At 54.1% G+C, this 26,067-nt stretch carries 28 protein-coding genes; 17 read left to right on the forward strand and 11 right to left on the reverse strand.

Going from position 1 to position 26,067, the window contains the following annotated elements; genetic code table 11:
- Nucleotides 1-18 precede the first annotated feature (18 nt).
- Nucleotides 19-2,103: a two-component system response regulator gene (locus NP590_RS12935; RefSeq protein ID WP_256602879.1), complete on the forward strand. Its 2,085-nt coding sequence runs from the start codon at nt 19-21 to the stop codon at nt 2,101-2,103.
- Between the two features lie 148 nt (nt 2,104-2,251).
- Here NP590_RS12935 and NP590_RS12940 read toward each other — a convergent pair whose 3' ends face one another.
- The 6 genes from NP590_RS12940 to NP590_RS12965 all read right to left on the reverse strand — a co-directional run bounded on the left by NP590_RS12940 (nt 2,252) and on the right by NP590_RS12965 (nt 9,639).
- On the reverse strand, nt 2,252-3,103 hold the full coding sequence (locus tag NP590_RS12940) for an SIR2 family protein (protein WP_256602880.1): 852 nt from the start codon (nt 3,101-3,103) through the stop codon (nt 2,252-2,254).
- A 572-nt stretch (nt 3,104-3,675) separates the two neighbouring features.
- Nucleotides 3,676-3,888: a formate dehydrogenase subunit delta gene (locus tag NP590_RS12945; RefSeq protein WP_256602881.1), complete on the reverse strand. Its 213-nt coding sequence runs from the start codon at nt 3,886-3,888 to the stop codon at nt 3,676-3,678.
- Nucleotide 3,889: 1 nt separating this feature from the next.
- Entirely contained in the window at nt 3,890-4,726 is an 837-nt protein-coding gene (fdhD, locus tag NP590_RS12950; RefSeq protein WP_256602951.1) for a formate dehydrogenase accessory sulfurtransferase FdhD, read from the reverse strand.
- Between the two features lie 15 nt (nt 4,727-4,741).
- Nucleotides 4,742-7,594, reverse strand: coding sequence for a formate dehydrogenase subunit alpha (fdhF, locus tag NP590_RS12955; RefSeq protein ID WP_256602882.1), 2,853 nt, complete (start codon nt 7,592-7,594; stop codon nt 4,742-4,744).
- Between the two features lie 21 nt (nt 7,595-7,615).
- Complete coding sequence (locus tag NP590_RS12960) at nt 7,616-9,163, reverse strand: formate dehydrogenase beta subunit (RefSeq protein ID WP_256602883.1); 1,548 nt, start codon at nt 9,161-9,163, stop codon at nt 7,616-7,618.
- Nucleotides 9,163-9,639 carry a formate dehydrogenase subunit gamma gene (locus tag NP590_RS12965; protein WP_256602952.1) on the reverse strand — a complete coding sequence of 159 codons (477 nt, stop codon included), beginning with the start codon at nt 9,637-9,639 and terminating at the stop codon, nt 9,163-9,165. Before NP590_RS12965 ends, NP590_RS12960 begins: the two co-directional genes overlap by 1 nt.
- 230 nt (nt 9,640-9,869) lie before the next feature.
- Between NP590_RS12965 and NP590_RS12970 the strand changes: the two genes are divergently transcribed.
- Nucleotides 9,870-10,058: a (2Fe-2S)-binding protein gene (locus NP590_RS12970; protein ID WP_256602884.1), complete on the forward strand. Its 189-nt coding sequence runs from the start codon at nt 9,870-9,872 to the stop codon at nt 10,056-10,058.
- An 85-nt stretch (nt 10,059-10,143) separates the two neighbouring features.
- On the opposite strand, the gene NP590_RS12975 is transcribed toward NP590_RS12970, so the two are convergent.
- Genes NP590_RS12975 through NP590_RS12995 form a run of 5 tightly spaced genes read right to left on the reverse strand, consistent with a single transcriptional unit; the run spans nt 10,144 to nt 12,634 of the window.
- Nucleotides 10,144-11,157: a peptidylprolyl isomerase gene (locus NP590_RS12975; RefSeq protein ID WP_256602886.1), complete on the reverse strand. Its 1,014-nt coding sequence runs from the start codon at nt 11,155-11,157 to the stop codon at nt 10,144-10,146.
- A gap of 3 nt (nt 11,158-11,160) precedes the next feature.
- Nucleotides 11,161-11,433, reverse strand: coding sequence for a BolA family protein (locus NP590_RS12980; RefSeq protein ID WP_256602887.1), 273 nt, complete (start codon nt 11,431-11,433; stop codon nt 11,161-11,163).
- Entirely contained in the window at nt 11,430-11,732 is a 303-nt protein-coding gene (locus NP590_RS12985) for a YciI family protein (RefSeq protein WP_256602888.1), read from the reverse strand. Before NP590_RS12985 ends, NP590_RS12980 begins: the two co-directional genes overlap by 4 nt.
- Nucleotides 11,732-12,274: a septation protein A gene (locus NP590_RS12990; RefSeq protein ID WP_256602889.1), complete on the reverse strand. Its 543-nt coding sequence runs from the start codon at nt 12,272-12,274 to the stop codon at nt 11,732-11,734. The genes NP590_RS12985 and NP590_RS12990 overlap by 1 nt, the downstream gene beginning before the upstream one ends.
- 33 nt (nt 12,275-12,307) lie before the next feature.
- Nucleotides 12,308-12,634, reverse strand: coding sequence for a hypothetical protein (locus NP590_RS12995; RefSeq protein ID WP_256602890.1), 327 nt, complete (start codon nt 12,632-12,634; stop codon nt 12,308-12,310).
- Between the two features lie 111 nt (nt 12,635-12,745).
- Here NP590_RS12995 and NP590_RS13000 point away from each other — a divergent pair, with 111 nt between their 5' ends.
- The 15 genes from NP590_RS13000 to gspD all read left to right on the forward strand — a co-directional run bounded on the left by NP590_RS13000 (nt 12,746) and on the right by gspD (nt 26,044).
- Complete coding sequence (locus NP590_RS13000) at nt 12,746-13,048, forward strand: DUF1244 domain-containing protein (RefSeq protein WP_256602892.1); 303 nt, start codon at nt 12,746-12,748, stop codon at nt 13,046-13,048.
- A 77-nt stretch (nt 13,049-13,125) separates the two neighbouring features.
- Nucleotides 13,126-13,776, forward strand: a complete 651-nt coding sequence (locus tag NP590_RS13005) for a class I SAM-dependent methyltransferase (RefSeq protein ID WP_371927303.1) — start codon at nt 13,126-13,128, stop codon at nt 13,774-13,776.
- Nucleotides 13,777-13,833: 57 nt separating this feature from the next.
- Complete coding sequence (locus NP590_RS13010; protein WP_256602897.1) at nt 13,834-15,525, forward strand: SPOR domain-containing protein; 1,692 nt, start codon at nt 13,834-13,836, stop codon at nt 15,523-15,525.
- A 218-nt stretch (nt 15,526-15,743) separates the two neighbouring features.
- Entirely contained in the window at nt 15,744-15,950 is a 207-nt protein-coding gene (locus NP590_RS13015) for a hypothetical protein (protein WP_256602898.1), read from the forward strand.
- Nucleotides 15,951-15,991: 41 nt separating this feature from the next.
- The gene (locus NP590_RS13020) at nt 15,992-16,648 is read left to right on the forward strand and encodes a thiopurine S-methyltransferase (RefSeq protein WP_256602902.1); all 657 of its coding nucleotides are present in this window, start codon (nt 15,992-15,994) and stop codon (nt 16,646-16,648) included.
- A gap of 648 nt (nt 16,649-17,296) precedes the next feature.
- On the forward strand, nt 17,297-18,514 hold the full coding sequence (locus tag NP590_RS13025; protein WP_256602903.1) for a type II secretion system F family protein: 1,218 nt from the start codon (nt 17,297-17,299) through the stop codon (nt 18,512-18,514).
- Nucleotides 18,515-18,527: 13 nt separating this feature from the next.
- Nucleotides 18,528-18,953 (forward strand): type II secretion system major pseudopilin GspG, encoded by a 426-nt coding sequence (gene gspG, locus NP590_RS13030; protein ID WP_256602904.1) that lies wholly within the window; start codon nt 18,528-18,530, stop codon nt 18,951-18,953.
- A 6-nt stretch (nt 18,954-18,959) separates the two neighbouring features.
- A complete protein-coding gene (locus NP590_RS13035; protein ID WP_256602907.1) occupies nt 18,960-19,439 on the forward strand; it encodes a GspH/FimT family protein in 480 nt (159 codons plus the stop codon).
- A complete protein-coding gene (locus tag NP590_RS13040; RefSeq protein WP_371927304.1) occupies nt 19,423-19,851 on the forward strand; it encodes a type IV pilus modification PilV family protein in 429 nt (142 codons plus the stop codon). The genes NP590_RS13035 and NP590_RS13040 overlap by 17 nt, the downstream gene beginning before the upstream one ends.
- Nucleotides 19,848-20,522 (forward strand): prepilin-type N-terminal cleavage/methylation domain-containing protein, encoded by a 675-nt coding sequence (locus tag NP590_RS13045; protein ID WP_256602911.1) that lies wholly within the window; start codon nt 19,848-19,850, stop codon nt 20,520-20,522. The genes NP590_RS13040 and NP590_RS13045 overlap by 4 nt, the downstream gene beginning before the upstream one ends.
- Nucleotides 20,506-21,468, forward strand: a complete 963-nt coding sequence (locus tag NP590_RS13050; protein WP_256602912.1) for a type II secretion system minor pseudopilin — start codon at nt 20,506-20,508, stop codon at nt 21,466-21,468. Before NP590_RS13045 ends, NP590_RS13050 begins: the two co-directional genes overlap by 17 nt.
- Nucleotides 21,440-22,639 carry a PilN domain-containing protein gene (locus NP590_RS13055; protein WP_256602913.1) on the forward strand — a complete coding sequence of 400 codons (1,200 nt, stop codon included), beginning with the start codon at nt 21,440-21,442 and terminating at the stop codon, nt 22,637-22,639. Before NP590_RS13050 ends, NP590_RS13055 begins: the two co-directional genes overlap by 29 nt.
- Nucleotides 22,632-23,213 carry a type II secretion system protein GspM gene (gspM, locus tag NP590_RS13060; protein ID WP_256602915.1) on the forward strand — a complete coding sequence of 194 codons (582 nt, stop codon included), beginning with the start codon at nt 22,632-22,634 and terminating at the stop codon, nt 23,211-23,213. Before NP590_RS13055 ends, gspM begins: the two co-directional genes overlap by 8 nt.
- Nucleotides 23,206-23,817: a hypothetical protein gene (locus tag NP590_RS13065; RefSeq protein WP_256602916.1), complete on the forward strand. Its 612-nt coding sequence runs from the start codon at nt 23,206-23,208 to the stop codon at nt 23,815-23,817. The genes gspM and NP590_RS13065 overlap by 8 nt, the downstream gene beginning before the upstream one ends.
- Nucleotides 23,798-26,044 carry a type II secretion system secretin GspD gene (gspD, locus tag NP590_RS13070; RefSeq protein ID WP_256602918.1) on the forward strand — a complete coding sequence of 749 codons (2,247 nt, stop codon included), beginning with the start codon at nt 23,798-23,800 and terminating at the stop codon, nt 26,042-26,044. Before NP590_RS13065 ends, gspD begins: the two co-directional genes overlap by 20 nt.
- Nucleotides 26,045-26,067 lie beyond the last annotated feature (23 nt).

Below are 26,067 nucleotides of genomic sequence, written 5' to 3' on the forward strand. Positions count from 1 at the left end.
TTATTTATCCGATAAATCATGCCACGCCGATTCGAATCCCTACCCTCCGCGCAACGTAAAATTTTACTGGTGGAAGACAGCAAGGCCTACCAGGGGATGTTCAGGTCCGCGTTTTCGGAAACCGATTACCAGCTGGCCATCTGCGATAACGGCCGGCAAGCCTTGGAATTGATTCGCGAGCAGTATATGGACTTTGTCTGTTCAAGTTTTTATTTGAAGGACATGGAAGGCATAGAGTTATGCAAAGCGGTGCGCGATATTACCAAAAACGTCTACAAGCCGTTTGTGTTGCTGACTTCGGTCGATTCGCAGGATCTGTTGAAAAAAGCCTTGCCGTCCGGGGTGACCGATATTTTCCAAAAGCGCGATATCAACCAGTTGCTGGCGTATATCAGGCGGTTTCCGTTTCAGGGGCAAAAATCGACCGGCAGGATTCTTTATGTGGAAGACAGCCGCTCGCAACGCGAAATGGTGTGTGCCTTGTTGCAAGCCCGTAATCTGAAAGTGGATGCATTTGCTTCGGCGGATGAGGCCTGGGCCTATTTTCTCGCCGAAGATTACGATCTGGTACTGACCGATATCGTGTTGGACGGCATGATGAGCGGTTTGAATTTCGTTAATCTGATACGCCGTCAATTGGGCAGCAAGGGCGATACTCCGGTGGTTGCCATCACCGCTTTCGACGATCGCACCCGCCGCCTGCAGTTGTTCAATCTCGGAATTACCGATTACATCATCAAGCCGGTCGTCGAAGAAGAATTGTTCGTCCGCATCAACAATCTGCTGCTGAAACAGCACGCGCTTAGGCTGGTGGCCAATTACGACATTCTGACCCATTTACCCAACCGCAATCTTTTTGCCGAACGCTTTAATCTGGCCATAGCCAACTGCAATAAGCATAAAACCCTGCTGGCGGTTTGTTATCTGGACTTGGACGGCTTTAAACAAATCAACGACCGCTTCGGCAGGGACATGGGTGACGGATTGTTGATAGAAGTGGCCGCGCGCATACGCGAGGTGATGAGGCCGCAGGATAATGTTTCGAGACAGGGCGGCGACGAATTCGCCTTGCTGTTTGCCGATCTGGAGTCTCAAGCGCAGTGCGAAGCCATCGTGAGCAGAATGCTCGCCAGCATCGCGGAGCCCTATTTTTTGAACGGTCAGACGCTGAGCATCGCCGCCAGTTGCGGAGTGACCTTTTACCCCAGGGACGATGCCGATCCCGATACCTTGTTGCGCCATGCCGACCAGGCCATGTATCAAGCCAAGCTCGGCGGACGCAATTGTTACCAATTATTCGATACCTCGCGGGAAAAAGCCCTGCAAGTGTTTCAACGCCAGCTTGCCGCAATCAAACAGGCCATGGAGCGCGACGAATTTTGCTTGTATTACCAACCCAAGGTGGATATGCAAAGCGATCGGGTGTTCGGCATGGAAGCCTTGATACGTTGGAATCATCCGACCAACGGCATGTTGTCGCCGGCGGCATTTTTGCATCAGCTTGCGGGGACGGAACTCGAACTGGCGCTGGATACCTGGGTAATCGGGCATGCCCTGCAACAACTCGAGCTGTGGAACGAGGCAGGGTTAAAGTTACAGGTCGGCGTCAATATTTCCCCCAAACATATCAAGTCGGCCGGATTTTTTGCCGATTTGAGCGATGCCTTGAGGCGTTATGATCGGGTGGACCCGCGACAGTTTCAGATCGAAGTGCTGGAAAGCGGCGTACTGGACGATCTGGCTACCGTGAGCCAAGTGATACAGAACTGCCGGGATAAATTGGGTATCAGCATCGCGCTGGACGATTTCGGCACCGGCTACTCGTCCTTGTCGCATCTGCGCCATTTACCCATACAAACCATCAAGATAGACCAGAGTTTCGTGCGCGATATGATAGAAGACCCCAGTGATCACGCCATCGTCGAAGGCGTGATCAGCTTGGCGCGGGCCTTTAAACTGGAAGTTATCGCCGAAGGCGTTGAAACCGAGCGCCATAAACAGGCCTTGCTGGAACTGGGCTGCGCAAAAGCCCAAGGTTACGGCATCGCTCGCCCCATGCCGGCCGACAAAGTGCACGGCTGGATCAGGAATTATCAGCGTTAAACAAATCTGTCGATGACGGTGTGTGGCCAAATCATTTTGCGTATTCCGTTTGGTTGCATAAGTTTTTTCATGAGCCTATGTTTTACCCTAAATTAGGCCTTTTCCCTGACAGATTTCAATTGCCAGGGCGTTGGCAACCTCATTGTCCTCAGGCGGCTTGTCGGGTTTGCAGTTGATCCAGCAAATCCCTGCAATCGGCGTCGACCAACTCAAAGCCCAGTTTGGCGGCAAAGCGTTTTTCCTTGTCGGTGGGGTTTTTGCGCAAAAACCAACCTCTATGCGAGTCGGCGTCGTAAGTGATGTCGCTCATCACCATGCGTTCGGAGTCGCGGTTTAACGGGAGCCCTATCAGCAGATATTTTTTGCCTTTTCGGTATTCCTTCAGAAAATCCGGAATCGCAAATCCGCCCATCAATTCGGTGATGTAATCGACGTAGTCGGCGTCCGAAGCCACATAGTTGGATTCCGGTACCGGTGTACCCATGGGTTTGAACAGGATGGGCAGCTTTTTATCGACCTGACTTTGTTCGATATTGAAATAACTTTGCCCGTCGTATTGATAAATTTTGAAGCGATAATCGTTGCCGACTACCCGCGCCAGGCCGACAATCAGGGTGTGTTCCTCGTCTGCATAAGTGTCTTGCAGTTGGGTGTCGCGGTTGATGTCCACCACATAATTGGGTTTCCACTCCGCCAGCCAATCGTGAATCGCGGCGCGGCTGTATTTGGTGTCTCTATAGGTTTTATCCAGGAACTGGCCTAGGAAGTTTCGGCCGCGTTTGAGTTCCTGATTCATCGCCGCGCGCGGAAATTCGTACATCAGTTTGGGTGCCATCGGTTTGCCGCCGTTCATGGCCAAAATCAGGCTATCGCTATCGGCCGGCATCGGTGCGCCGTTGACTTTGCTGACGGCATCGAACAATACTCCAGGCCCCAGATAAGGCACGACTTGATTGTCATACAGACCGCTGAGGATCTCGGAAAATACGGAATTGGACATGGATGGACTCCTGATGAATAACGAATGCTTATTCAGCTTTAGCAATAATCAATCCAGTTCCGTCGCTTGTTGGCATTTGGATGGCCGTACGGCGGAAAACAAGGCGTGAAGGCTATGATGAGCGGGCGGAAGGCGGGATTTAATTCACGAACGTTTGTAAGGTTTATCACAATCAGGCCGCTTTGCGTAGACATGCGGCCAATCGATACCAAGGCGCGGCGAATGCAAAAGGCTTGGCTGGCGGGTAAAGAGTTCGGATGGCTGCTGCGGGGGAATTTTGTCGGCTGAAAAAGCCAAGCTAACGATCATGATGGCACGGCATCGTTCCGGCCAATGAGGTGCGTTTGGTAGTAGGAGCGACGCCCAGTCGCAATGATGGCTTAGAATAGCGATTGCGCGTCGCTTCTACCAGAGCCTTGAGTGCTGCAAGGTGTTTGCGAACCAACCACGCTGTAGCGGGCTGTTTTGAGTTGATAAGGCTGGCAAGCACCCGGTTTGGGGGTATTTCTATGTTCTCCACGGCTGCATCGCTTCGGATAAGCCGTGGGTTAATAAATGTCGGCGTCGCCGCGCTACTTCACCAATTTTTTAACGGCTTCCGCCACGATGTCCATCAGCTCGGTGCCGCCTTTTTCCAGGTATTCGATGATTTCCTTGCGCATGCGGGGTTCCCAGAAATTTCTGATGTGTTGTTCCACGCCTTGAATGGCCAGGGCTCTGTCGGGTTCCGATTTGAAAAAAGAGCCGATGTCGTTGGCCATTTTGATTAAATTGCTTTTTTCCATGTTATGCGACCGATGCTTGGGTATGTTGTAAACGGTGGGGGTGAGTATAAATAACGTGATTTTCGTTACGGGCGAAGCCGACCAGGGTTAATCCGCATTCGTCGGCCAATTGTATGGCCAAGCCGGTGGGAGCCGAAATGGCGGCCAGCAAGGTGATGCCGACGCTGGCGGCTTTTTGCACCATTTCGAAGCTGGCGCGGCTGGTCACCAGGCACCAGCCCTGATCGAAATTACAGCCGGCTTTGGCCAAGGCGCCGATTAATTTGTCCAGGGCGTTATGCCGGCCGACATCTTCGCGGACGGCGGTAATGCCGAGGACGGGGTCCAGCCAAGCCGCGGCATGCACGGCACCGGTCTTTAGATTGAGGGTTTGTTTGCCGGGCATGTCGCGCAAGGCCGTGACCAGGGTTTCCGCCGCCAAGGGCAAGCCTTGGCCCACCGGTCTGGGGCGGCGAATTGCCTGTTCCAGCGAGGTGGCGCCGCATAGGCCGCAACCCGTGCGGCCCGTCATATTACGGCCCTTGTCGTGCATGCTGTCGAAACGCGGTTCCGGGATCGTCATGCGCACTTCTATGCCCTTGGAACGCTGCACCACCCGCACCGTCAGCATTTCCGACGGGTGTCGAATGATGCCTTCGGTCAGGCTGAATCCCAGCGCAAAGTCTTCCAGATTCAACGGCGTGGTCAGCATGACTACGTGCGGAACGGTGTTGTAGACCAACACTACCGGCACTTCCTCGGCTACCGAGTCTTCCTTGTATTGGTGGCTTGGGCCGCGCCAGACATCGTATTGCCCCTTTCGATAACTGGCCCAGCCCAACTCGCTGATGGCATCCATAGACACGGGGAAGCGCTATTCCACGGCGGTGATGCGATTGTCCAACAGAGACTGCTGATTGTCGGAGAAGCTGCGGTATTGCTGTTGCCATTCCGACGGTTGCGCTACCTTGGCCACATGCACGGCGGTGACTTTGTATTCCGGACAGTTGGTGGCCCAGTCCGAGTTGTCGGTGGTGATGACGTTGGCGCCGGAATGCGGGAAGTGGAAAGTGGTGTAGACCACGCCCGGCTGCATTCTGTCGGTAATGACCGCATGCATGACGGTTTCGCCGGTGCGGCTTTTTACCCCTACCCAGTCGCCGTCGGCAATGCCCAGCACCTCGGCGTCGTGTGGATGGATCTCCAGCCGGTCCTCGTCGTGCCAAGCCACGTTTTCGGTGCGACGTGTTTGCGCGCCGACATTGTATTGCGACAGGATACGGCCGGTGGTCAGGATCAACGGGTATTTGCTGTTGGTGCGTTCCTGGGTGGGAATGTACTCGGTCAGCATGAAACGACCCTTGCCGCGCACGAATTGATCGGTATGCATGATGGGGGTGCCGTTCGGTGCGTCTTCGTTGCAAGGCCATTGAATACTGCCCATGGCGTCGATTTTTTCGTAAGTGACACCAGCGAACTGGGGAGTCAGACTGGCGATTTCCGCCATGATTTCCGCTGGATGGCTGTAATGCATCGGATAACCCAGCGCGTTGGCCAAATCCTGGGTGACTTCCCAGTCTTCCTTGCCGGCCAGCGGCGTCATGACTTTGCGCACCGGCGAAATGCGCCGCTCGGCATTGGTGAAAGTACCGTTTTTCTCCAGGAAGGATGAACCGGGCAGGAACACATGGGCGAATTTGGCGGTTTCATTCAAGAATATATCCTGCACGATCAAGCATTCCAGTTCGCGCAGCGCGTGATGTACGTGCTGGGTGTCCGGGTCGGATTGAGCAATGTCTTCGCCTTGCACGTACAGGCCTTTAAAGGTGCCGTCTATGGCGGCGGCAAACATGTTGGGAATGCGCAGGCCGGGTTCGGAGGCTAGCGTAACGCCCCAAGCGGCTTCGAATTGGGCGCGGGTTTCGCCGTCGGATACGTGGCGGTAGCCGACGAATTCGTGCGGGAAAGAACCCATGTCGCAGGAGCCTTGCACATTGTTTTGCCCGCGCAGAGGGTTCACGCCGACGCCGTCGCGACCAACGTTGCCGGTGGCCATGGCCAAGTTGGCGATGCCGATGACGGTGGTGGAACCCTGGCTGTGCTCGGTTACGCCCAGGCCGTAATAAATGGCACCGTTGGGGGCGGTGGCATACAGGCGGGCCGCCGCGCGCAGGGTTTCGGCGTCAACGCCGGTGATGTCGGCGACGGCTTCCGGCGAATTTTGCGGCAGGGAGACGAAGGTTTTCCATTTGCTGAAAGATTCGACATCGCAACGCTCGAGTGCAAACGCTTCGTCGGCCAAGCCTTCGGTGACGATCACGTGAGCCAGGGCCGTAACGACGGCAACGTTGGTGCCGGGACGCAGTTTTAAATGATAGTCGGCCTTGACGTGCGGGCTGTTGCGTACCAAGTCTATGCTGCGCGGGTCGACGACGATCAGTTTGGCGCCTTGGCGCAACCTACGCTTCATCAGGGAGCCGAACACGGGATGACCGTCGGTTGGGTTGGCGCCTATCACCATGATCACGTCGGCTTTCATCACCGAGTCAAAGGTTTGAGTGCCGGAGGATTCGCCGAAGGTGTTCTTCAATCCGTAACCGGTGGGGGAGTGGCAAACCCGGGCGCAGGTGTCGACGTTGTTGTTGCCGAAACCGGCGCGTATTAGTTTTTGCACCAGATAGGTTTCTTCGTTGGTGCAACGGGACGACGTGATGCCGCCAACGGCATCCTTGCCGTATTTGGCCTGGATTTGTTTCAGACGCTCGGCGGCAAACGAAATGGCTTCTTCCCAACTGACTTCGCGCCAGGCATCGCTGATTTTGTCACGGACCATCGGGGTGGTGATGCGATCCTTGTGGGTGGCATATCCGAAGGCGAAGCGGCCCTTGACGCAGGAGTGTCCGTGGTTGGCCTGACCGTTTTTGTCCGGCACCATGCGTACCAGTTGTTCGCCCTTCATTTCGGCTTTAAACGAGCAGCCGACGCCGCAATAGGCGCAGGTGGTAATGGTGCTGTGCTCTGGCACCCCGTGGTCGATGACTGATTTTTCCATCAGCGTCGCGGTCGGACAGGCCTGTACGCAGGCACCGCAGGACACGCATTCGGACTCCATAAAGGCTTGGTCCTGACCCGGTGACACGTGCGATTCAAAACCACGTCCGCCTATGGTCAGCGCGAAAGTGCCTTGAGTTTCCTCGCAGGCTCTGACGCAACGCGAACAGACGATGCATTTGGACGGGTCGAAAGTGAAGTAGGGGTTGCTGGTGTCTTTTTCGGCGCCGAGGTGGTTTTCGCCGTCGAAGCCGTAACGCACTTCGCGCAAACCTACCTGGCCGACGGTATCCTGCAATTCGCAATCGCCGTTGGCCGCGCAGGTCAGGCAGTCCAACGGATGGTCTGAAATGTAGAGTTCGGCGATGCCGCGACGGATGGTGGCCAGTTTGTCGTTTTGCGTGCAAACTTTCATGCCTTCCGCGACCGGCGTGGTGCAGGAGGCGGGATAGCCTCGGGCACCCTCGATTTGCACCAGACACATGCGGCAGGAGCCGAACGGCTCCAGGCTATCGGTGGCGCACAGCTTGGGAATGCTGATTCCGGCTTCGGCGGCGGCGCGCATCACGGATGTGCCGGCATTGACAGTGACCGAGTGGCCGTCGATCTGCAGAGTGATCTGATTTTCCGCCGCGCTTGCGGGGGTACCGTAATCTATTTCGTTATTGGCTGACATAAGCTAACTCCTGGTAATCGATCAGGCTCTGGCGGATTTTGGTTGGCCAAAGTCTTCTGGGAAATGATTCAGCGCGCTTAACACCGGATACGGTGTCATGCCGCCCATCGCACACAAAGAGCCGCAGACCATGGTGTCGCACAAGTCCCGAAGCAGTTCGGTATTTTTATCCTTTTGTACATCATTGACGATGCGGTCTATCACTTCAACGCCGCGCGTTGAGCCGATGCGGCAGGGTGTGCATTTGCCGCAGGATTCTTCCACGCAAAACTCCATTGCATAGCGGGCCATATCCGCCATATTCACGTTGTCGTCATGCACGACGATGCCGCCATGACCGAGCACGGCTGAAATGGCGGCAAAGGCTTCGTAATCCAATGGAGTGTCGAACTGGCCTTCGTGTAGATAAGCGCCCAAGGGGCCGCCAACCTGTACAGCCCGGATGGGGCGACCGCTGGCGGAGCCGCCGCCGTAATCGTAAAGCAGCTCCCGCAAGGTCATGCCGAAAGCGACTTCAAACAAACCCGGATGTTTGATATTGCCGGCCAATTGCAGGGGCAGGGTGCCGCGCGAACGGCCCATGCCGTAATCGCGGTAGTATTCGCCGCCCTTGTCCAGAATTACGGGAATTGAAGCCAGCGAGATCACGTTGTTGACAATGGTTGGTTTGCCGAACAGGCCGACGATGGCGGGCAGTGGCGGCTTGAAGCGTACCAGTCCGCGCTTGCCTTCCAGGCTTTCCAATAGCGAGGTTTCCTCGCCGCAGATGTAGGCGCCGGCACCGCTGCGTACTTCCAGGTGGAAGGTTTTGCCGCTGCCCTGGATGTTTTCGCCCAGGTAGCCGTTTTGGTAAGCGGCTGCTATGGCTTGATTCAGGGTGATCTTGGCATGCGGATATTCGATGCGCAGGTAGATGTAGCCCTGAGTGGCGCCGACGGCCAGCCCGGCGATGGTCATGCCTTCGATCAGTACGAAGGGGTCGCCTTCCATGATCATGCGGTCGGAGAAGGTGCCGGAATCGCCTTCGTCGGCGTTGCAGACAATGTATTTTTGCTCCGCCGGCGCGTTCAGTACGGTGTTCCATTTGATACCGGTTGGAAACGCCGCGCCTCCGCGTCCGCGCAGCCCTGAGTCGGTTACTTGCTTGACGATGTCCGCTTGCGCCATGTTCACGGCGTTTTTCAGCCCCCTGTAACCGTCATGCGCTAGGTAGTCATCCAGGTCGACCGGGTCGGTCAGGCCCACGCGGGCAAAGGTCAGCCGATTTTGGTTTTTGAAATAGGGTAGTTGTTCGATGTCGCCCAAGCAAAGCGGATGCGATTTGCCTTCCAACAGGCCGTTTTTCAGCAGTTCTTCCACATCGCCGGCCTGAACGGGGCCATAAGCGATTCGGCCCCGAGCCGTTTCGACTTCAATCAGGGGTTCCAACCAAAATAGGCCGCGCGAACCATTGCGGACTATTTGAACGTCGAGTGCTTGTTGACCGGCATGCTGCTGTATGGCTTTTACCACCTGTTCCGCGCCCAGGGATAGCGCGGTGGAGTCGCGGGAGACGAATAAACGGGTCATTATTTGGTACCTTTGCATGCAGCTACAAGTTGATCGAATTTTTCCGGAGTAACGCGGCCGTAGACTTCACTGTCGATGGTCATGGACGGCGAGCAGGCGCAATTGCCGAGGCAGTAGACAGGCTCGAGGGAAAATTGTTCATCCGATGTGGTTTCGTGGAAACCGATACCCAGGCTTTGTTTGGCGTGATTTTCCAGTGCCTTGCTGTTCATGGCCTGACAGGATTCGGCCCGGCAGATGCGTATCGTATGTTTACCCGGTGGAGTGGTGCGGAAATAATGATAAAAGCTGATGACGCCGTGTACTTCCGCCTTGGAAAGATAGAGGGCTTTGGCTATGTCTTCTACGGCGGAGACGGGAATATAGCCCAAGGTATCCTGAATGCCGTGAAGAATGGGAAGCAGATTGCCCGGCATGGTTTTATGGGTATCCAGTATGTCAAGCACGATAGGTTTTTGGCTTTGGTAGTCTTGCATCATGGGCTCTGAAATAATGATGAAATTTTTAGCGGGCTATTTAAGCACGAACAAATGCGCTTTTGCAATGAATGCCAATCCCGCCATCCCGCGTATTTCCTAATGTTTGCGTGGTTTTTTAAAGGTTTAACTATTCGGTTTCAAAATTGTGAACAATTTGTTAATCAGGCGCTTTACTTTTAAATGATAATTGTTATCATTAGTATCGTGTATTGATTAGCGAGGTCACCATGTACGTTTGTGTTTGTAAAGCTGTTACCGACAGCCAAGTAGCTCAGGCAATCGATCAAGGCGCGTGTACGCGCAGGCAATTAATGCAGTGTACCGGTGCGGGTGGGGTTTGCGGAAAATGCAGCCAAAGCATCAAAAGCTTGCTGGATGAAAAGGCATGCCGCCAGCATGTTATGCAACCGGCATGATGCGGATAGCTATGTAAGAGTATCCTGGATACTCTTGCCATGCAAAAAGCAGGATGGGCTTCCATCCTGCTTTTTTTTTGCCCCGTTATTCGGCGGCTTTGGGTTGTTCTTGCGCAGATTCGCCAGCGGGTGTTGCCTCGGTGGTGGTTGAATCGGTTTCCGCCGGGGTGGGTGCGCCATCGTTAGTGGTTTGAGCGTCGAGGCTTTCAGACTTCGGCGCCGCCGGGGCCGCGGCTTCCTCGCCGACTTGCGGTTCGGCTGGTTTCGGTTCCGGCGCCAGCAGAACTTCAACCTTGGCGCCGTTGCGCAGATTTTCTATCATGGCTTGCGCTTTTTGGCGTTGCAGCATGGGACGGATTTGTTCTTTTACCGCGTCCAGCGGCGGCGGTGTCAATGCTCTGGCCTCTTCTCTCAGAATAACGTGCCAGCCGAATTGGGTTTGTACCGGTTCCTTGCTGAATTTGCCGTTTTCCATGGCGACCACCGCTTCGGAGAAAGGGGGTACCATGCGATCAGCGGTAAACCAGCCCAAGTCGCCACCATCCGAACCCGCCGGGTCTATGGAGTGTTTTTTGGCCAGCGCTTTAAAGTCGCCGCCTTTTTCCAACTCCGCGATAATTTTTTTGGCTTCGTCTTCGGTTTTGACCAAAATGTGGCTGGCTTTGTATTCTTCGCCCATATTGGCCATTTTGGAATCGTATTCAGCCTTGATTTCCTCGTCCGTTACCGGATTGGCTTTCAGGTAATCCTGCAAGGCTGCTTGCGACAACAGTGAGTTCCTGACGGTTGCCATGCGCTCGATGACTTCCGGTGACTTGTCCAGCTGTTTTTGCAGGGCTTGCTGAATCAATAATTCGCGCTGAATAAGTTCTTCCAGCAATTGTTCCCTGGGGAAAGTTTGGCCCTGGCTACGCTCGGCAATTTCCTTCTCCAAGGTTTCCAAGGTCTTTTTGCTGATATATACGCCGTTGACTGAAGCTACCGCGTCTTCCTTGCTGACGGTGGGCGCAGTGGCGACGGCATCATTGGTTTTCTCTTCAAAGCAGCCGGGTAACAGGGTTGCACTGGCCAGTATCAGTGGGATCAGTTTCAGTTTCATTGCTTAATTTCCTTTGCTGTTTTCTGTTGGGGTTAATGCATTAATACCGAGGGCGTGGATCTCGTCTTTCATCATGTCGCCCATGATTTGGTATATCAATTGGTGGCGCTGAACCAGGGATTTGCCCTCAAACTGCTCGGACACGATGGTGACATTGTAGTGACCGCCGCCCTTATTGCCGGCATGACCGGCGTGTGCGGCGCTATGGTCGATAATTTCAATTAAATCGGGCTTAAGAGCTTCTTCCAGTTTTTGTCTTATGGTGTTTGTGGTCATTGCGGAAATACTTGTTTGAAGGGTTTGACGGTAACGCGGGCGTAAACGCCTGCTGCTAAATAGGGATCGGCGTCGGCCCATTTTCGGGCTTCCGACAGGTTGGCGAATTCGGCTACCACCAAGCTACCGGTAAAGCCCGCATCCGCGGGATTCTCCGTGTCTATTGCGGGGTGTGGGCCGGCCAGAATCAAGCGGCCTTGGTCTTGTAACTCTTGCAGCCGGAGTAAATGGGCCGGGCGGGCCGCCAATCTTCTTGCCAGGCTGTCGTTGACATCTTCGCTGATGACGGCGTAAAGCATTATTTTTTTGCCTCTGTTTCGGGTGCGTATTTATAGAGAAAGGCCATTTGCACCACAATAAAAACCAGCATTAGGCCGGGTACGCCAAAAGTTTTGAAATTGACCCAGTCGTCGGTGTTGAAATGGTACATGACATAAAGGTTCAGGAAGCCGATGCCGATGAAAAACAGAGCCCAGCTCAGATTCAGACGCTTCCAGATAGGGGCGGGTAATTCCAGATTAGCGCCCATCATGCGTTCAATAAAAGGCTTGGAACCGATGAACTGGCTGGCCAGGAAGGCTACGCCAAATAGCCATTCGATAATGCTGAGTTTCCATTTGATGAATTGTTCGTCCTGTAGATAAAGCGTGGCGCCACCCATGACCAGAATCAGACCCAAGGTGATCCATTGCATGGTTTCCACTTTACGGTATTTAAGCCAGTATATGCTGACTTGCACGACGGTCGCGGCAATCACCGTGGCCGTGGCAACGTAAATGTCGTAAAACTTATAAGCAATGAAAAACAAAATGATCGGAAAAAATTCTAAAAAAGGCTTCATTTAAGGCAGTAGGTGGGCGATGGTAGGGAAGGGTTAAGCGTAATAGTCGACGCGGGATATCAGGTTTTCAAGCCGTTGCTGACCGGCCAGTTTGCTAGACTGCTGGTAAGCCTGCATGGCTTTATTGGAATTGGCGTCGCCGCCTTGGGAATCAGGATTACGAGGGTTTAATCCGGCATCGGCAAGAGCGGTTTTTATCTGTTCCGGCGTGGATGCCGCGGCATGCGCTTTATTTGGAACATCCGTCGCCTGCTGGCTAAACGCGTCGGGTTGGAGCGGTTTTTGGGTAAAACGATCCTGTTCCGGTTTGTGGAAGCCGACGGGATAAGCAGCCAGGGATGAACTGTGTATGATGTTCACGCGTTAACGGTTCGGACAGCTGAAATAATGGGCAATTGTAGAATCTTTGTCCGCAAATGTACATGAGGCCAACCGCTTTACTGATAAAATACGGCATTTGGGAGGAGTGCCATGCATGATGAAACGGTTGAATTGGAAGCGGCGGCTTTCCGGCGATTGTTGGGACATTTACAGCAACATACCGAGGTTCAGAACATAGATTTAATGATATTGGCGGATTTTTGCCGGAATTGTCTGGCCAAATGGTATGCGGAGGCGGCTGTCGAGCGAGGGATGGACGTCGGTTACGAGCAGGCCAGGGAGATCGTCTATGGCATGCCCTACGGCGCCTGGAAGGATCGATATCAAACCGATGCCAGCCCTGAACAGTTGGCCGTCTATGAAGCCAAGCAAAAACTCAAATCTCAATCATGATGGCCGCTAATTCTTTTGATGCAATGTTTTCCGGCGTGATCGGTCGGGAATATGAGCTGTTGAAGCTGATATGTCCAATGTCTACCGAAATGAGCCGACTGGTTGGGCTTGAAGTGGGCGAATACTGCCAGCTGAAGCCGGAGCCTCAATGGGTAGTTGAATTGGGGGGCGGTACCGGCATAACCACCTTGTCTATCCTGAGCGCGGATGAACGCCTACGGGTATTGAGCGTGGACAGCGAGCCCACCATGCAAAGTCAGGCCAAGCAGAGTTTGCAAACCTGGGCGGACAGTGGGCGATTGGAGTTTTCCGGTCAAGATGCCTTGAGTGCCTTGAGAATGTTGAACAACGAGAGCGTCGATGTCGTGGCTTCGGCTTATACCCTGCACAACTTCGAAGCGGACTATCGCCGGCAAGTGATATCGGAAATTTATCGGGTATTGAAGTCGGGAGGTCTATTCGTCAATGGCGACCGTTATGCCTTGGATGATGTCGGCGCGCACACGCGCGGCACTCAAGCCGAGGTGGCCGGCTATTTCAAGGTGTTGACGCAAATCAATCGCCTGGATTTGCTGGAGCAGTGGATTATTCACCTGTTCAATGACGAATCGGAAAATCACCTCATGCGTGAGTCGGTGGCTTTGCGGCAACTGAGCGAAGCGGGTTTTGACGGGATCCGGATCAAGTTGCGCCATCAGGTCAATGCCTTGCTGACGGCCAATAAATAAAAGGCAGATTTTGATATGGATTTGGTATCCGCAATGCATGCGGTCGTGGGGTGAGTAATGGCGCAATCCAAAAATGATAAAAACCAAAAGCCGCAAGACAGCTTCGCGGACGATTTGGACTCCATGCTGAATCTAGACGGCGCGGCCGAACATGAAGCAGGTTTGATCGATGATGATGCCATAGACCGGCTTTTGATCGGCGATGCTTTCGAGCCGGTCGAGGAAGCCGAGGAATCCCGCTTCGATGACATCGATGGGCTGATTGCGATCGAGCCCAGTCCGGATGAAAAGCTGGCGACCGAGTTCGATGAATTCGGCGATGACATAGACGATCTGATTGCGGATATCCAAATCAATCCCAAGCAAAACAAAACCATTCAAGCCGAGCCATTGCCGCCACTCGATGTATTAGCGGCGGATAATGTCGATCAGGCGGTATTGGAGCTTGCCGGGGACCTTGAAACCTTTCCCGAACAGGTGGTCGATCCGCCGGAAATTACGGCGGACATGCCGGCTGGCGGCGACGTATTGGCGGATATGGCCGAAATTGATGAATTCTCCGAGGATACTGTCCAGGCCGGGCATGATCGCGCCGATTTTTTGCTGGCCGACTTTGACATCTCCGTGGAAGACGAGTTTGCCGAGGATGAGAAATCGGTGCCTGAAGCCGCGAGGCCGATTCAATCCGGGCTTGCCTCAAGCGCAGAACTAGAGCAGCGGCCTGAAATTGACGATACCCTTGCCGGCGACGAGTCGTCTATTGAACTCGAGGAAGCGGATTCGCCAGTTAGCGAAACCGAAAGCGTCGAGTCCGTTCAAAACGAAACAGCCGGCGTTGGCGACCAGCGGCGGGCGGAACGGGAAAGCAATGCAGCCGAGGTGGAGTATGCCGCTTTGATTGCCGGGTTGGGCAATCAAATCAACGATTTGGTCAAGCAGCAGGCTCATTTAAGGTCCGAGCTACAGCTTAAGCACAGTAAGGACGAATTGACGCCGTTGGCGGATGCGGTCGACAAGCTGCAAACCGAACAAAAAAAGGCCAAGCGCACTATTGATGCCCTGAACAATAAAAAACCGGTGTCGGCCTATGTGGCAAACGCGATAGCCGTAATTGCGTTGGTGATGGGCGGCGGTTTGGGCTATCAAGGCTATGTGGCCAAATCCCAGCTTGGTCAAGTCGTCGAGTATTTGCACAAAATCCAATCTCAGATCAATACCGACCCGGCGGCCGAAGCCGCCGAAAAAGAGATGTTGCGTAATCAGCTGGACGAATTGTCACGCGCAAACAGCGTCATCAGCGAACAGATAGCCGAACTGACCAAGTCTCAGGCCGGCGCCGGTAAGCCAAGCGGCGATTTGGGCAAACAGCTTACGGAATTAAGCAATCAAGACATGCAAATGGGGGCGGCGATAGAGTTGCTGCAAAGCAAGGTTGCGGCGTTGGAAAAAAACAAGGTCAGCAGCGCGCCCGTGGCCAAGCCCGCACCCAAAACGCCTCCAGTGGCGCGGGAAAATTGGGTAGTCAATCTGGTGGCGTTCAAACAGGATTGGTATGCCAAGCGCAAAGCGGAGGAATTTGCCGGCAAGGGCGTGCCGGCTACTGTCGTAAAATCGGATTCCAAGGGCGAAACTTGGTACCGGCTGAGCGTCGATGGTTTCAAAAGTCAATATGAAGCAGCCGCTTATGCCGCAAGGGTCAAGAAAACCCTTAATTTGGATTCTGTTTGGGTCAGCAAAGCCAAAAATTGAGCGCGGATCAGGAGGGCGGCGGTAAATGCGGAATGACTTGTGACAGATTTGGCGCGCGGACTGACATCCGTGGCAGTCGATGTGTTGCTTGTCACAATAAAAAGATAAGTTTTTGTCGGGCACTGATTTATGTGATTGATTTCAAAAAAAATTAAAATTATGGCTTTGCTTATGCTGTTTCCTTGGCGTGATCAAGCCGTTTTTAAGTGGTGGGTGCCATGGAAAATTCAAATGAAATCAATGAAATGTATGTCGAACGCTTCGCATTCATAGAAACCTTGAGTCGGGAGTTCGTTGCCATGACCGGATGCGGCGTGTATGTGTATATGAATCCAATGGATTTGGATCAGCTGTTCGATAAATACCAAAATCTGGGTTTATCCATCAGGGCATTTGCAAGGCAATGCGTCAGGAATTTTACTTGAGGTTTTAGCGATTCATACGCTGGAAAATAACGGGACTTGAAATGGATCAGGCTTTTTGGCACGAACGTTGGCGGCAAAATCAAATCGGTTTTCACGCCGAGGCGTTTAATGAACATTTGCAGCGACATTGGCCGGCGCTGCAGGTTGTCCAGGGCGAAACGGTGTTTGTGCCATTGTGCGGCAAAAGCCGGGACATATTGTGGCTGATGGCCCAAGGCTACAGTGTGAAGGGCGTCGAACTGAGTTCCGTGGCGGTAAAGGCGTTTTTCGCCGAAAATGGCCTGTCGGCGCATGAATGCCGGAAGGAGAATTTCACGGTTCACCAATTAGACGGCCTGAGGCTGTTTTGCGGCGATTTTTTTCAGCTTGGCTTCAACGATGTCGGCGACGTCGCGGCGGTTTGGGATCGCGCATCCCTGGTGGCGTTGCCGCCGGTGATGCGGGCCGCGTATGCGGCGCGCATGCGGCAATTGCTTAAACCGGGTACTCGGATTTTGTTGGTCGCGTTTGATTATCCCCAATGGGAAATGCAAGGCCCGCCTTTTAGCGTGCCGACCGCCGAAGTGGGTGAGCTTTACGGCGGCTGGTGCGAGGTCGAGTTGTTAGCCACCAAAGACGTATTGGATGACGAACCGCATTTCCGCCAGCGGGGTTTGAGCCGCATGCAAGAACAGGTCTATAAGCTAACGGTAGATTGATGACTACTGCTGCCAGCTCAAACCATCCGCGCCGATACTGCTTCGCTCTGATCAACACTGTCTTCCTGGCATAGATTTTTTCTGCTAATTCAATGAAAAAAATGCCTGCTGCATAACGGTTTTCGGCCAAATTCACCGGGAAATCGGGTTTTCGGTCGTCACAGGGTTGAAGTACACCGAATGGCCGCTAATTTTTTGCGCTAGAAATATTGAACCGCAACTTCGGCTTGTGCCCATACTGATTTAATTACCGTGATGCTTGGAGGAGCTGTATGAACCGGTTTATGGATGAAACGGTTTAATCATCCCGGACACTTCGAAAGACACTGTTTATACTGTCTTTAGAGGTGAATATGAGCGAGAGCAACAAACACAAACGCCCCAAATATAGGTTGGAATTTAAGTATGATGCGGCCAAGTTGGTACTTGAAAACGGTTATACCCAACAGCAAGCCGGTGATCATTTGGGGATATCGTTAAGTGCCTTAGGCCTTGGGTCGCCGCGGAGTGTGAACCGACTCAACGCTCCCGGTCCATGGCTTCAAACGGATCGATGATCAATTAACCCCGGTAATGACGTAAAATGCAGCCAACATTTGCCGTGAGCATGGTCATTGGTTTTATTTTTCTCTCAACACTTTATTCCGCATGCCATTATTTTCCTACAAGGTAGTTAACAGCCAGGGGCTGACCGAGGAGGGCGTGCGGGATGCCCAGGATGAACACGGCCTGTTGCTGGAACTGCAAAGCCAAGGCTTGATTCCCATCCGCATCGAGCTCGCCAAGGATAAAACCTTCCTGGGTTTCAGGCTCAAATCGGCCGCCGTGCGTTTGTCCAACAAGGAAATCGGTCTGCTGACCGGCGAATTGGCGACTCTGCTGGAATCCGGTTTGCCGCTGGATCGCTCGTTGACGATATTGTTGCAGCTGACCGAAGACAATCCCAAATTGAACAAGCTGGTGGCCAATGTGCTGGAAAAGGTCAAGGCCGGCAAGGCCTTGGCCGATGCGCTGGAATGCCAGAGCGGGGTGTTTTCCAAGTTTTACCTGAACATGATCAGGGCCGGCGAACTGGGCGGCAATCTGGGCGGCGTGTTGCAGCGTCTGGGCGATTACATGGAGCGCAGTCAGGAGTTGAAGGATACGGTCAGCACGGCCTTGATCTATCCGGCCATTTTGCTATTGATGTCGTTGGCGTCCCTGTTTGTGATGCTGACTTTCGTGGTGCCGCAGTTCAAGGAAATGTTCGAAAGCGCCGGCCAGGCCTTGCCGGTTCCCACCCAAATCGTGGTATGGCTGGCGGAATTTTTACAGGGCTACTGGTGGTTGATACTGCTGATAGGTTTGAGTGCGGTGCAAATAATGAAGTCGCAATTGAGCAATCCGGTCAGCAAAAAAAGCTGGGACCGGCGTTTCCTGCGCGCGCCCTTGTTCGGCGAGATCGTCATCAACATGGAAACCGCCAATTTCAGCCGTACTTTCGGCACCTTGCTGGGTAACGGGGTATCCATTCTGAAATCGCTGGGTATCGTGCGGGAAACCGTTAGCAACACCGTGTTGGAAGCATTGCTGGCGGATGCGGAAGAACAATTGAAGCAAGGCCGTACCATGGCCGACGCCTTGGCCAAGCAAAACCTGTTTCCCAAGTTGGCGGTGCAAATGATTAAAATGGGCGAGGAAACCGGCAAGTTGGAAGAAATGCTGCTGCGTATCGCGGTGATTTACGACAAACAGCTGAAAACCACCATTCAGCGCATGCTGGCCTTGCTGGAGCCGGCCTTGATAATTTCCCTGGGATTGATGATCGCCGGTATCATCGTCTCCATTTTATTGGCTATTTTAAGTGTCAACGATCTTGCAGTCTGAAGGAGGCGCAATCATGCAACACACATCTCGCCGCCAAAGCGGTTTTACCTTATTGGAACTGCTGGTGGTATTGGGAATTATTGCCTTGCTGGCCGGCATCGTCGGCCCGCAGGTCATGAAGCACATGGGGGCGTCCAAAACCAAGGCCGCCAGGGTGCAGATAGAGGATTTGTCCGCGGCGCTGGATATGTACAAGCTGGACGAAGGGCGTTATCCCACGCAACAACAAGGTTTGGAGGCGCTGATTCGAAAGCCCAACGACGCCAGACGCTGGAACGGTCCTTATCTGCGCAAGGAAAAGGTGCCGCAGGACCCTTGGATGAACGACTACCATTATGTCTTTCCCGGCCAACACGGTAGTTTCGATTTATTCAGCTATGGCGCGGACGAAAAAGAAGGCGGCGAGGGCGAGGATCAGGACATCAACAGTTGGGAATAAACCGCCGTGCCGATTGCCGCCATCCCGGCTGGCTTTAACAATACCCAACGGGGCTTTACGCTACTGGAGCTGATCATCGTCCTGTTGGTCAGCGTGCTGGGTTTTGCGGTGGTCGGTAGCAACATTTCGTCCGGTAATCAAAGCACCCGTATTCAGGCCGCCGCGCGGGATATCGCCTCCGCCTTGCGTTATGCGCACGGTCAGGCCTTGATATCCCGGCAACCGATTGCCGTTACCGTCAATCTGGACGACAACAGTTATTCGATCGGCGATCGCGGCAAAATTTATCGCTTGGATCGCGAAATCGCGATTTCGGTTACCGTGGCCGAAGAAGAATTCGCCGAAGGGGGGCGGGCCGGTATCCGTTTTTTCGGCGACGGCTCGTCAACCGGCGGCCGCATTACCCTGGAATGGGGCACGCAACTGCGGCGCATCGATGTGAACTGGATTACCGGCGCGGTGGCAATACATGATGCGGCGGCTTAAGGGCTTTTCCCTGCTGGAGATATTGGTGGCATTCGCCATCATGGCGGTGGCGCTGACCATAGTGTTGCGCATATTCGGGGCCGGCGTTAACACAGCGGTCATTTCCGAGGAATACAATCTGGCGGTACAGATAGCCGAATCCCTGATGGCGCGTACCGGGGTGGAAACGCCCTTGCGGGAGGGCGAGTTGTCCGGCCTGGAAGGCGATAAATACGCCTGGACGGTCGGAATCTCTCCCGTGCCGGAACCGGTTGCGGCACGCGCGCGTTTTCAGTCGGCGCAAAACCAGGCTGTCCGGCCCGAGCATAAATTGATGGTGGTCAGCGTAAGGGTGCGTTGGGGTGACGCGGCGGACAAGCAGCGTAGCGTAAGATTGGACGGCTTGAAAATATGGCGGGAGCCCGCGCAGTGAGACTAGCGGGCCGTCATGGTTTTACCCTGATTGAAGTGTTGATTGCCATGACGTTGTTGGGCGTAATGGTGGTTTTGTTGTTCAGCTGCTTGCGGATTGCCGCCGAAAGCTGGAACGCCGGCGAGAACAAAATGGCCTCGGTGAATCAAAAAGCCGTGGTTTATCAGTTTTTCAAACGGCATTTAACGTCGATTCGGCCCATGCCGGTGATGAATTCGGCCCAGGATGCCATTCCAGACGGCGCGCAGGTTTTTCAGGGCTTTGCGCAAAACCTGACCTTCGTGGCGGGCTTGCCGGCGAGTTCGGCGCGCAAGGGTTTGCAGATTTTCAATGTAGTGCTGGATCCGGCCGGCGCGATGGTCAGGGTGACATTGACGCCTTATCGCTTGACGGACGCCGACCGGGCGCCGGACAAGCCGGAGGTGCTGCTGGAGCGCGTTGCCGATTTGCGGTTTGCCTATTTCGGCAAAATCGAGGAGTTCGACGAACCCCGCTGGCAACAGGAGTGGTTGGTGCCCGACCGTTTGCCCAGCCTGATAAAAGTGTCCATAGCTTTACAGGATGGCAGCTATTGGCCGGATATGGTTTTCGATTTGAAAATCAGCCGGGCGGCCAATGCCCAGATTCTTGCCGACGAAGGCCTGAGCAATGCCGATGCCGACCAACAGTAGGCGCGCGCCGAAGCCGGTCGGCCGGCAGCGCGGTCTGGCTCTGGTTATCGTGATCTGGATCTTGACCTTGCTGACTTTGATGGCCGGTAGTTTTGCCATCGGCATGCGCCGCGAAAGCAGTATCAGCCACGCCATAACGGCCAATGCCAGTGCTTCGGCCATGGCGGAAAGCGGTATACGCCTGGCGGAATTCAATCTGCTTTCGGACGACCCGGAACAACGCTGGCGAGGCAATGGAGCGATTTACCAAGTCATCCGCCCTGACAGTCGGATGCGGATACGTATTTTTTCGGAAGCCGGCAAGGTCGATATCAATACCTCCAACGACGCGCAGTTGGAGGCGGTTTTAAAATCTGTGCTGCCGGACGATTGGCAACGCCAGCATTTGCTGAATGCAATTTTGGATTGGCGGGACGCCGATGACGATACCCGCACCCAAGGCGCCGAGAAACGCCAGTATAAACTGGCCGGCTTGTCATACGGCCCCGGCAATGGCCCGTTTCAGAGCCTGGAGGAATTGCAGTTGGTGTTGGGGATGAATGAAGCCATTTTCGAGGCCATTCGACCCTACATTACCGTTTATTCATCGGCGGCCGAGGTCGATCCCCGCCAGGCCACGCCGGAATTGTTGGGAATATTGGCGGCCGATCTGAAGGATCGCAACGTTCAGGACATGGCGTTAAACGGCATGGGCGGTTCGGCCGATGTCGGGGGAGGCTTTGCGGGCGATAATCAAACCTATACTATTAGTGTTGATGTTGAAATGGGCCAAGACGCGCATGCCGGGCTGGAGGCGGTGGTGCAATCTCAAGGCGGCGATAGTGCGACGGCCTTTGAAACCTTGGACTGGAAAGCAAACCTGATTACGTCGTCGTTATTTAACCCAACCATGGAATATTCCGTCATTACGATTCAAGATGAATTTAGATACGACGATAGATTTTGATGTAAAGAAATTTTTCAACTGGTGGAGCGGCGAACTGGCATTTTTAGTGCCGAAGGGTTTGCGGCAGCGCCTGCGCCAGCGTCACGGCAGCGCGGTGTTTACCCCTACGGCTCAGGGTTTCGAAGTCAGGCTGGTGGACGATGAGGAAAACCTCATTTTGCAATGCCATATCGATTTAAACCAGACAAACAGCTTTCAACAACTCAAAACCCAATATCCGGCGCTGGAAAAAGCCGATTTCGTGTTGCGCCTGCCGACTGAACTGGCCTTGCACAAGCTGCTTTACCTGCCCATGGCAGCCCAGGAGAATTTGCGGCAAGTGGTCGGGTTTGAATTGGATCGCTATACGCCGTTTAACGCCGAACAGGTTTATTTTGCCTTGGTGCCATTGGGCGCAACCGAGTACGCCCAGCTGCGGGTGTTGTTGATTGCGGCCCCCAAGTTGGGCGTGGACGAAGCCCTGACCAATCTGACCCTGTTGGGCGCCAAGCCGCATAAAGTCGATTATGCGCCGGTCGCCGCCGAGTTTTCGCATGTGCATAACGCCTATAATTTGTTGCCGGAGCGCTTTCGCCATCAAGAGAGCGGCTGGAGCCGATCCCTGCAATGGCTGCCGGGCGTCGGTCTGGCCCTGTTGATGTTGGCGGCGATGGCCTTGCCGGTTTGGCGGGAAGGGCAGGCGGTCGATAGCCTGCAAACGCGTATCCGGCAACTGCAAAAGCAAAATCGGGTGGTCGATGAACAGCAAGGCGAAATCGACGCCCTGCGTCTGGAGACGCAAAAGTTGATCGATATCAAGCAGCAATCGCCGGCGCTGTTGGCGGTATTAAATGAATTGAGTCGCCTGCTCAATGAAGACACCTGGTTGACCAATTTGCATTTTTCGGAAAACCAGATGCAGATTCAGGGCCAATCGCCGGCCGCCTCGGCCTTGATCAGTATGCTGGAGAGTTCCGATTTTTTCAGCGCTGTCAGCTTCGTTTCCCCGTTGACGCAGGATAAAACCACCGGCCGCGAACGTTTTCAGATCAGCATGACCGTCAGCATGCCACCCGCCGGGCCGGATGAACCGAATGAAGAGGCAGTCGACCGTGACGCGACTCCCGCGCCTGAAAATCAGCCGGGCGAACAGGAGCCGCTGGAAAGCGGCGGAGAGGTCGGCAATGAATGATCCGCGTCTGCAGCGCTGGCTGGCTGTCGGTTTATTGCTGTTGGTGGTGTCCGCCAGCGTGTTTGCGGTGTTCCTGCCATTGATCAGTGCGGGCTTGAGTTATCGCGAACAAAAAAACGATTTGTTGTTTCAGTTGCAACGTCAACAAACCATAGCCGGCCGGGAAGCCCAGGTGGCGGATGCCTTGGAAGCGATCAAGCAGCAAGTAGCGGAACAGGGCTATTTTAGTACCAGTACCACGGAAGCCTTGGCATCCGCCGAATTGCAAAACATCGTCAAAACCGCCGTGGCCGATGCCGGCGGCCAGTTGACCAGCACCCAAGGCCTGCCGGGCAAGGCGGGCGACGGCTTTTTCCGGGTGGCGGTGAAAGTGCGCATGACCGGCAGCATGGAAGCCCTGGTTGGGGTGTTGCGCGGCATAGAAAGCGCCGTGCCGGTTCTGATCGTCGATCAATTGGACATCAATCCGGTGCGGGGCGCGCGTAACCGCAAAACCAACAAAATCGAGCCCAGCGATCAGCTGAATATCAGCTTTCAGGTCGTCAGTTTTCTGAGGAGTCCAACTCATGAATAGCCGCTTGGTAAAATGGCAACTCATCGCTTGCGGCTGCCTGAGTCTGCTGATACTGGTCGAGTGGGGCATCGGCGAAGCCAGTCGCGCCGAGCTGCAAGCCATTCTGGATAAGGATGTTCCAAGCGAATATCAAGCCGAAGCCATGCCCGCCTTGAAGCAGACCCAGCCGTTCGGCGAGCATTTTAATGCCATCGTTGAGCGTCCCCTGTTTATAGAGGGGCGAAAACCGCTTCCGGAACAAGTCGTGGAGGAAACCGAGGCCGCCGACAACAGCCAGTTGGACGATTGGCTGTTGATCGGGATCTACAGCAAGGATAATCGAAAAATGGCGTTGTTCAGAAAGCGCAACGAAGCCAAAACATTCTTAAAACTCAACGAAACCCAAATGATAACCGGTTGGCAACTGATGCGGATTCTGGATGACCGGGTGCTTTTGCAACAGGGCGGCCAGCAAAAATCCATTATGCTCAGGAAGCCGAGGGAGCAAAATCCCCCGCCTCAGATGCCGAAAAGACCGCCGGTTCCGGCAAAACCCAAAATTCCATCCGTGCCGATTAATAACAATTCCGTAGAGAATATCAATAATGACAGTGAAATCCAGTAAAGCGCCGACAGTTCTGGCGCTGGCCTTGTCGATGACGGGCTGTGAATATATCGGTCCGCAACTGCATCAGAAAATGCCGCTGCCGCAAGCGGCGCCGATCAGCGACGATCAATTCGCCGTGGCGGAACATGACGACAACCAGGCTAAAACCGCCAAGGTGGAAGTGTTTCCCAATACCGAGTCCAGCATCAATACCGGCAAGGGCTTGACCGCCGCGCCCAAAACCGGCGGCAAGGGCGAATACAGCTTGAATTTCGACGACGCGGATTTGGGGGAAGTCGCCAAGGTGATACTCAGCGACATCCTGGGCAAAAACTACACCCTGAGTCCGCAAGTGACCGGCAAGGTGACCTTGCAGACCACCCAACCCTTGAGCAAGGACGATTTGATTCCGACCCTGGAGATGCTGTTGAGCGTCAATAACGCGGCCTTGGTGATCGAATCCGGCATGTATCTGATCAAGCCGTCCAATGAAGCCATGTACGGCAGTTCCTTTAAATCGCTGGGAACCTCCAGTCTGCCGTCCGGTTATCAGACCCGGGTGATTCCGGTGCACAATGTGGCGGCCGGCGAAATCGCCGAGATCTTGAAACCGCTGTTGCCGGAAAAGTCGCAGTTGTTCGCCGATCCCAACCGGAACATTCTGCTGGTGTCCGGTTCGGCCGGCGAATTGAACCGGATTATGGATGTGGTGCGTACTTTCGACACCGATGTGTTGCGGGGGCGTTCGTTTGCCTTGTTCACGCCGGCCCACGTCGATGCCGGCAAGATCATCGAAGAGTTGCAGCAGATTTTCGGCCGTAAATCCACTGCTGAAAAAGCCGAAGAAAACAGTTTTTTCAGATTTATCGAAATCGAGCGCATGAACGCCGTGCTGGCCATCACCCACAATGCCCGATATCTGCAGGATATCGAGAGCTGGGTGTTTCGGCTGGACAGAACCAATCCGGAAGCCAGCGGAGGCGTCAATGTCTATCGGGCTCAGCATGTCAGCGCGGCAGCCTTGGCGGATACTCTGAGTAATATTTTCGGTACCGGCACTGTGCGCAGCGGGCGTTCGGCGTCCATAGCCTCGGGGCGCCGTTCCAGCTCGGCCAGTAACAGAACCGCCGGCGTTACGGGAGGCAGCGGATCAACGGGTAGCTCCAGTAGTGCTTCAAGTTCCAGCTTAGGCTCTGGCAGCGGTTCTAGCGGCGGCATTATGGACAGAACTCTGGGCGATAGAAGTCAAGGCAGCACTAGCGGTGTTAATTCGATTTCCAGCAATGCTTTCGGCAGTGGCGGGGTTAACAACAATTCCGGCATGGCAAACGTCAAGATCATTCCCGATGAAGGTAACAACGCTCTAGTGATTTTGGCCAACTCGGAGGAGTACGCAAAAATTTATCGGGTTTTGAAACAGCTGGATGTGCTGCCGCTACAAGTGCTAATTGAAGCAACCATCGTAGAAGTCGATCTGAAAAATGATCTTCAATATGGCATTGAATGGTATCTAAACAAAGGGCACAGCGCGATTTCCGGTGGCGGTGTCGATCAGGGTGTTGATTTCACCAGTATCGCCACCGGCGTGGCAACCGGCGGTTTTTCTTATGCCTTCGCCTCGAAGAATATCAACGCCATATTACATGCGGAAGCCACCAAGGATAATATCAATATCATTTCGTCGCCTTCGTTGATGGTATTGAATAACCAGGAGGCTTCGATCAAGGTCGGCGACTCTGTTCCCGTGCAAACGGGGTCGGTAACCAGCGGTGTTACAAACAATCCCGGCGTTACCAGTTCCATACAAATGATGGACACCGGTATCAATTTATCCTTAAGGCCCCGGGTAAATGCGGGTGGCTTGGTGTTAATGGAGATTCTGCAAAGCTCAAATGATGTCAAAACGTCTGAAGCTACCCCGCTTAACCCAACTATCGCCAAGCGGGAAATCGAGACCAGCGTCGTCGTGCAGAGCGGCGAAACGATAGTGTTGGGAGGAATGATCAGGGAGTCTAGCGACTACAACCGTTTTGGCGTTCCGTTGTTGCATGAAATTCCCTTGTTAGGCCCTCTGTTTGGGAGTACCACCCGTAACAAGGACAAAACCGAGCTGGTTGTCTTGTTGACACCACGCGTCGTCAACAGTCGCCAGGATGCGCAACTGATCACCGACGAATTCCGTCGCAAGCTATCCTCGATTTACCTGGTGCCCGAGGAAACCCAGCCCGATACCCTGGAACAATAGGCCTAGGTTGGGGATGGCTGTCG

It is taken from the genome of Methylomonas subterranea, assembly GCF_024505185.1.
GTDB classification, from domain to species: Bacteria; Pseudomonadota; Gammaproteobacteria; order Methylococcales; family Methylomonadaceae; genus Methylomonas; species Methylomonas subterranea.

What these genes read in the sequence shown, in the direction of transcription:
- NP590_RS12935 (WP_256602879.1), top strand. Translation starts at nt 19, where the DNA reads ATGCCACGCCGATTCGAATCCCTACCCTCCGCGCAACGTAAAATTTTA.
- NP590_RS12940 (WP_256602880.1), bottom strand. Translation starts at nt 3,103, where the DNA reads ATGTCCAATTCCGTATTTTCCGAGATCCTCAGCGGTCTGTATGACAAT.
- NP590_RS12945 (WP_256602881.1), bottom strand. Translation starts at nt 3,888, where the DNA reads ATGGAAAAAAGCAATTTAATCAAAATGGCCAACGACATCGGCTCTTTT.
- fdhD (WP_256602951.1), bottom strand. Translation starts at nt 4,726, where the DNA reads ATGGATGCCATCAGCGAGTTGGGCTGGGCCAGTTATCGAAAGGGGCAA.
- fdhF (WP_256602882.1), bottom strand. Translation starts at nt 7,594, where the DNA reads ATGTCAGCCAATAACGAAATAGATTACGGTACCCCCGCAAGCGCGGCG.
- NP590_RS12960 (WP_256602883.1), bottom strand. Translation starts at nt 9,163, where the DNA reads ATGACCCGTTTATTCGTCTCCCGCGACTCCACCGCGCTATCCCTGGGC.
- NP590_RS12965 (WP_256602952.1), bottom strand. Translation starts at nt 9,639, where the DNA reads ATGCAAGACTACCAAAGCCAAAAACCTATCGTGCTTGACATACTGGAT.
- NP590_RS12970 (WP_256602884.1), top strand. Translation starts at nt 9,870, where the DNA reads ATGTACGTTTGTGTTTGTAAAGCTGTTACCGACAGCCAAGTAGCTCAG.
- NP590_RS12975 (WP_256602886.1), bottom strand. Translation starts at nt 11,157, where the DNA reads ATGAAACTGAAACTGATCCCACTGATACTGGCCAGTGCAACCCTGTTA.
- NP590_RS12980 (WP_256602887.1), bottom strand. Translation starts at nt 11,433, where the DNA reads ATGACCACAAACACCATAAGACAAAAACTGGAAGAAGCTCTTAAGCCC.
- NP590_RS12985 (WP_256602888.1), bottom strand. Translation starts at nt 11,732, where the DNA reads ATGCTTTACGCCGTCATCAGCGAAGATGTCAACGACAGCCTGGCAAGA.
- NP590_RS12990 (WP_256602889.1), bottom strand. Translation starts at nt 12,274, where the DNA reads ATGAAGCCTTTTTTAGAATTTTTTCCGATCATTTTGTTTTTCATTGCT.
- NP590_RS13000 (WP_256602892.1), top strand. Translation starts at nt 12,746, where the DNA reads ATGCATGATGAAACGGTTGAATTGGAAGCGGCGGCTTTCCGGCGATTG.
- NP590_RS13005 (WP_371927303.1), top strand. Translation starts at nt 13,126, where the DNA reads ATGTCTACCGAAATGAGCCGACTGGTTGGGCTTGAAGTGGGCGAATAC.
- NP590_RS13010 (WP_256602897.1), top strand. Translation starts at nt 13,834, where the DNA reads ATGGCGCAATCCAAAAATGATAAAAACCAAAAGCCGCAAGACAGCTTC.
- NP590_RS13015 (WP_256602898.1), top strand. Translation starts at nt 15,744, where the DNA reads ATGGAAAATTCAAATGAAATCAATGAAATGTATGTCGAACGCTTCGCA.
- NP590_RS13020 (WP_256602902.1), top strand. Translation starts at nt 15,992, where the DNA reads ATGGATCAGGCTTTTTGGCACGAACGTTGGCGGCAAAATCAAATCGGT.
- NP590_RS13025 (WP_256602903.1), top strand. Translation starts at nt 17,297, where the DNA reads ATGCCATTATTTTCCTACAAGGTAGTTAACAGCCAGGGGCTGACCGAG.
- gspG (WP_256602904.1), top strand. Translation starts at nt 18,528, where the DNA reads ATGCAACACACATCTCGCCGCCAAAGCGGTTTTACCTTATTGGAACTG.
- NP590_RS13040 (WP_371927304.1), top strand. Translation starts at nt 19,423, where the DNA reads ATGATGCGGCGGCTTAAGGGCTTTTCCCTGCTGGAGATATTGGTGGCA.
- NP590_RS13050 (WP_256602912.1), top strand. Translation starts at nt 20,506, where the DNA reads ATGCCGACCAACAGTAGGCGCGCGCCGAAGCCGGTCGGCCGGCAGCGC.
- NP590_RS13055 (WP_256602913.1), top strand. Translation starts at nt 21,440, where the DNA reads ATGAATTTAGATACGACGATAGATTTTGATGTAAAGAAATTTTTCAAC.
- gspM (WP_256602915.1), top strand. Translation starts at nt 22,632, where the DNA reads ATGAATGATCCGCGTCTGCAGCGCTGGCTGGCTGTCGGTTTATTGCTG.
- NP590_RS13065 (WP_256602916.1), top strand. Translation starts at nt 23,206, where the DNA reads ATGAATAGCCGCTTGGTAAAATGGCAACTCATCGCTTGCGGCTGCCTG.
- gspD (WP_256602918.1), top strand. Translation starts at nt 23,798, where the DNA reads ATGACAGTGAAATCCAGTAAAGCGCCGACAGTTCTGGCGCTGGCCTTG.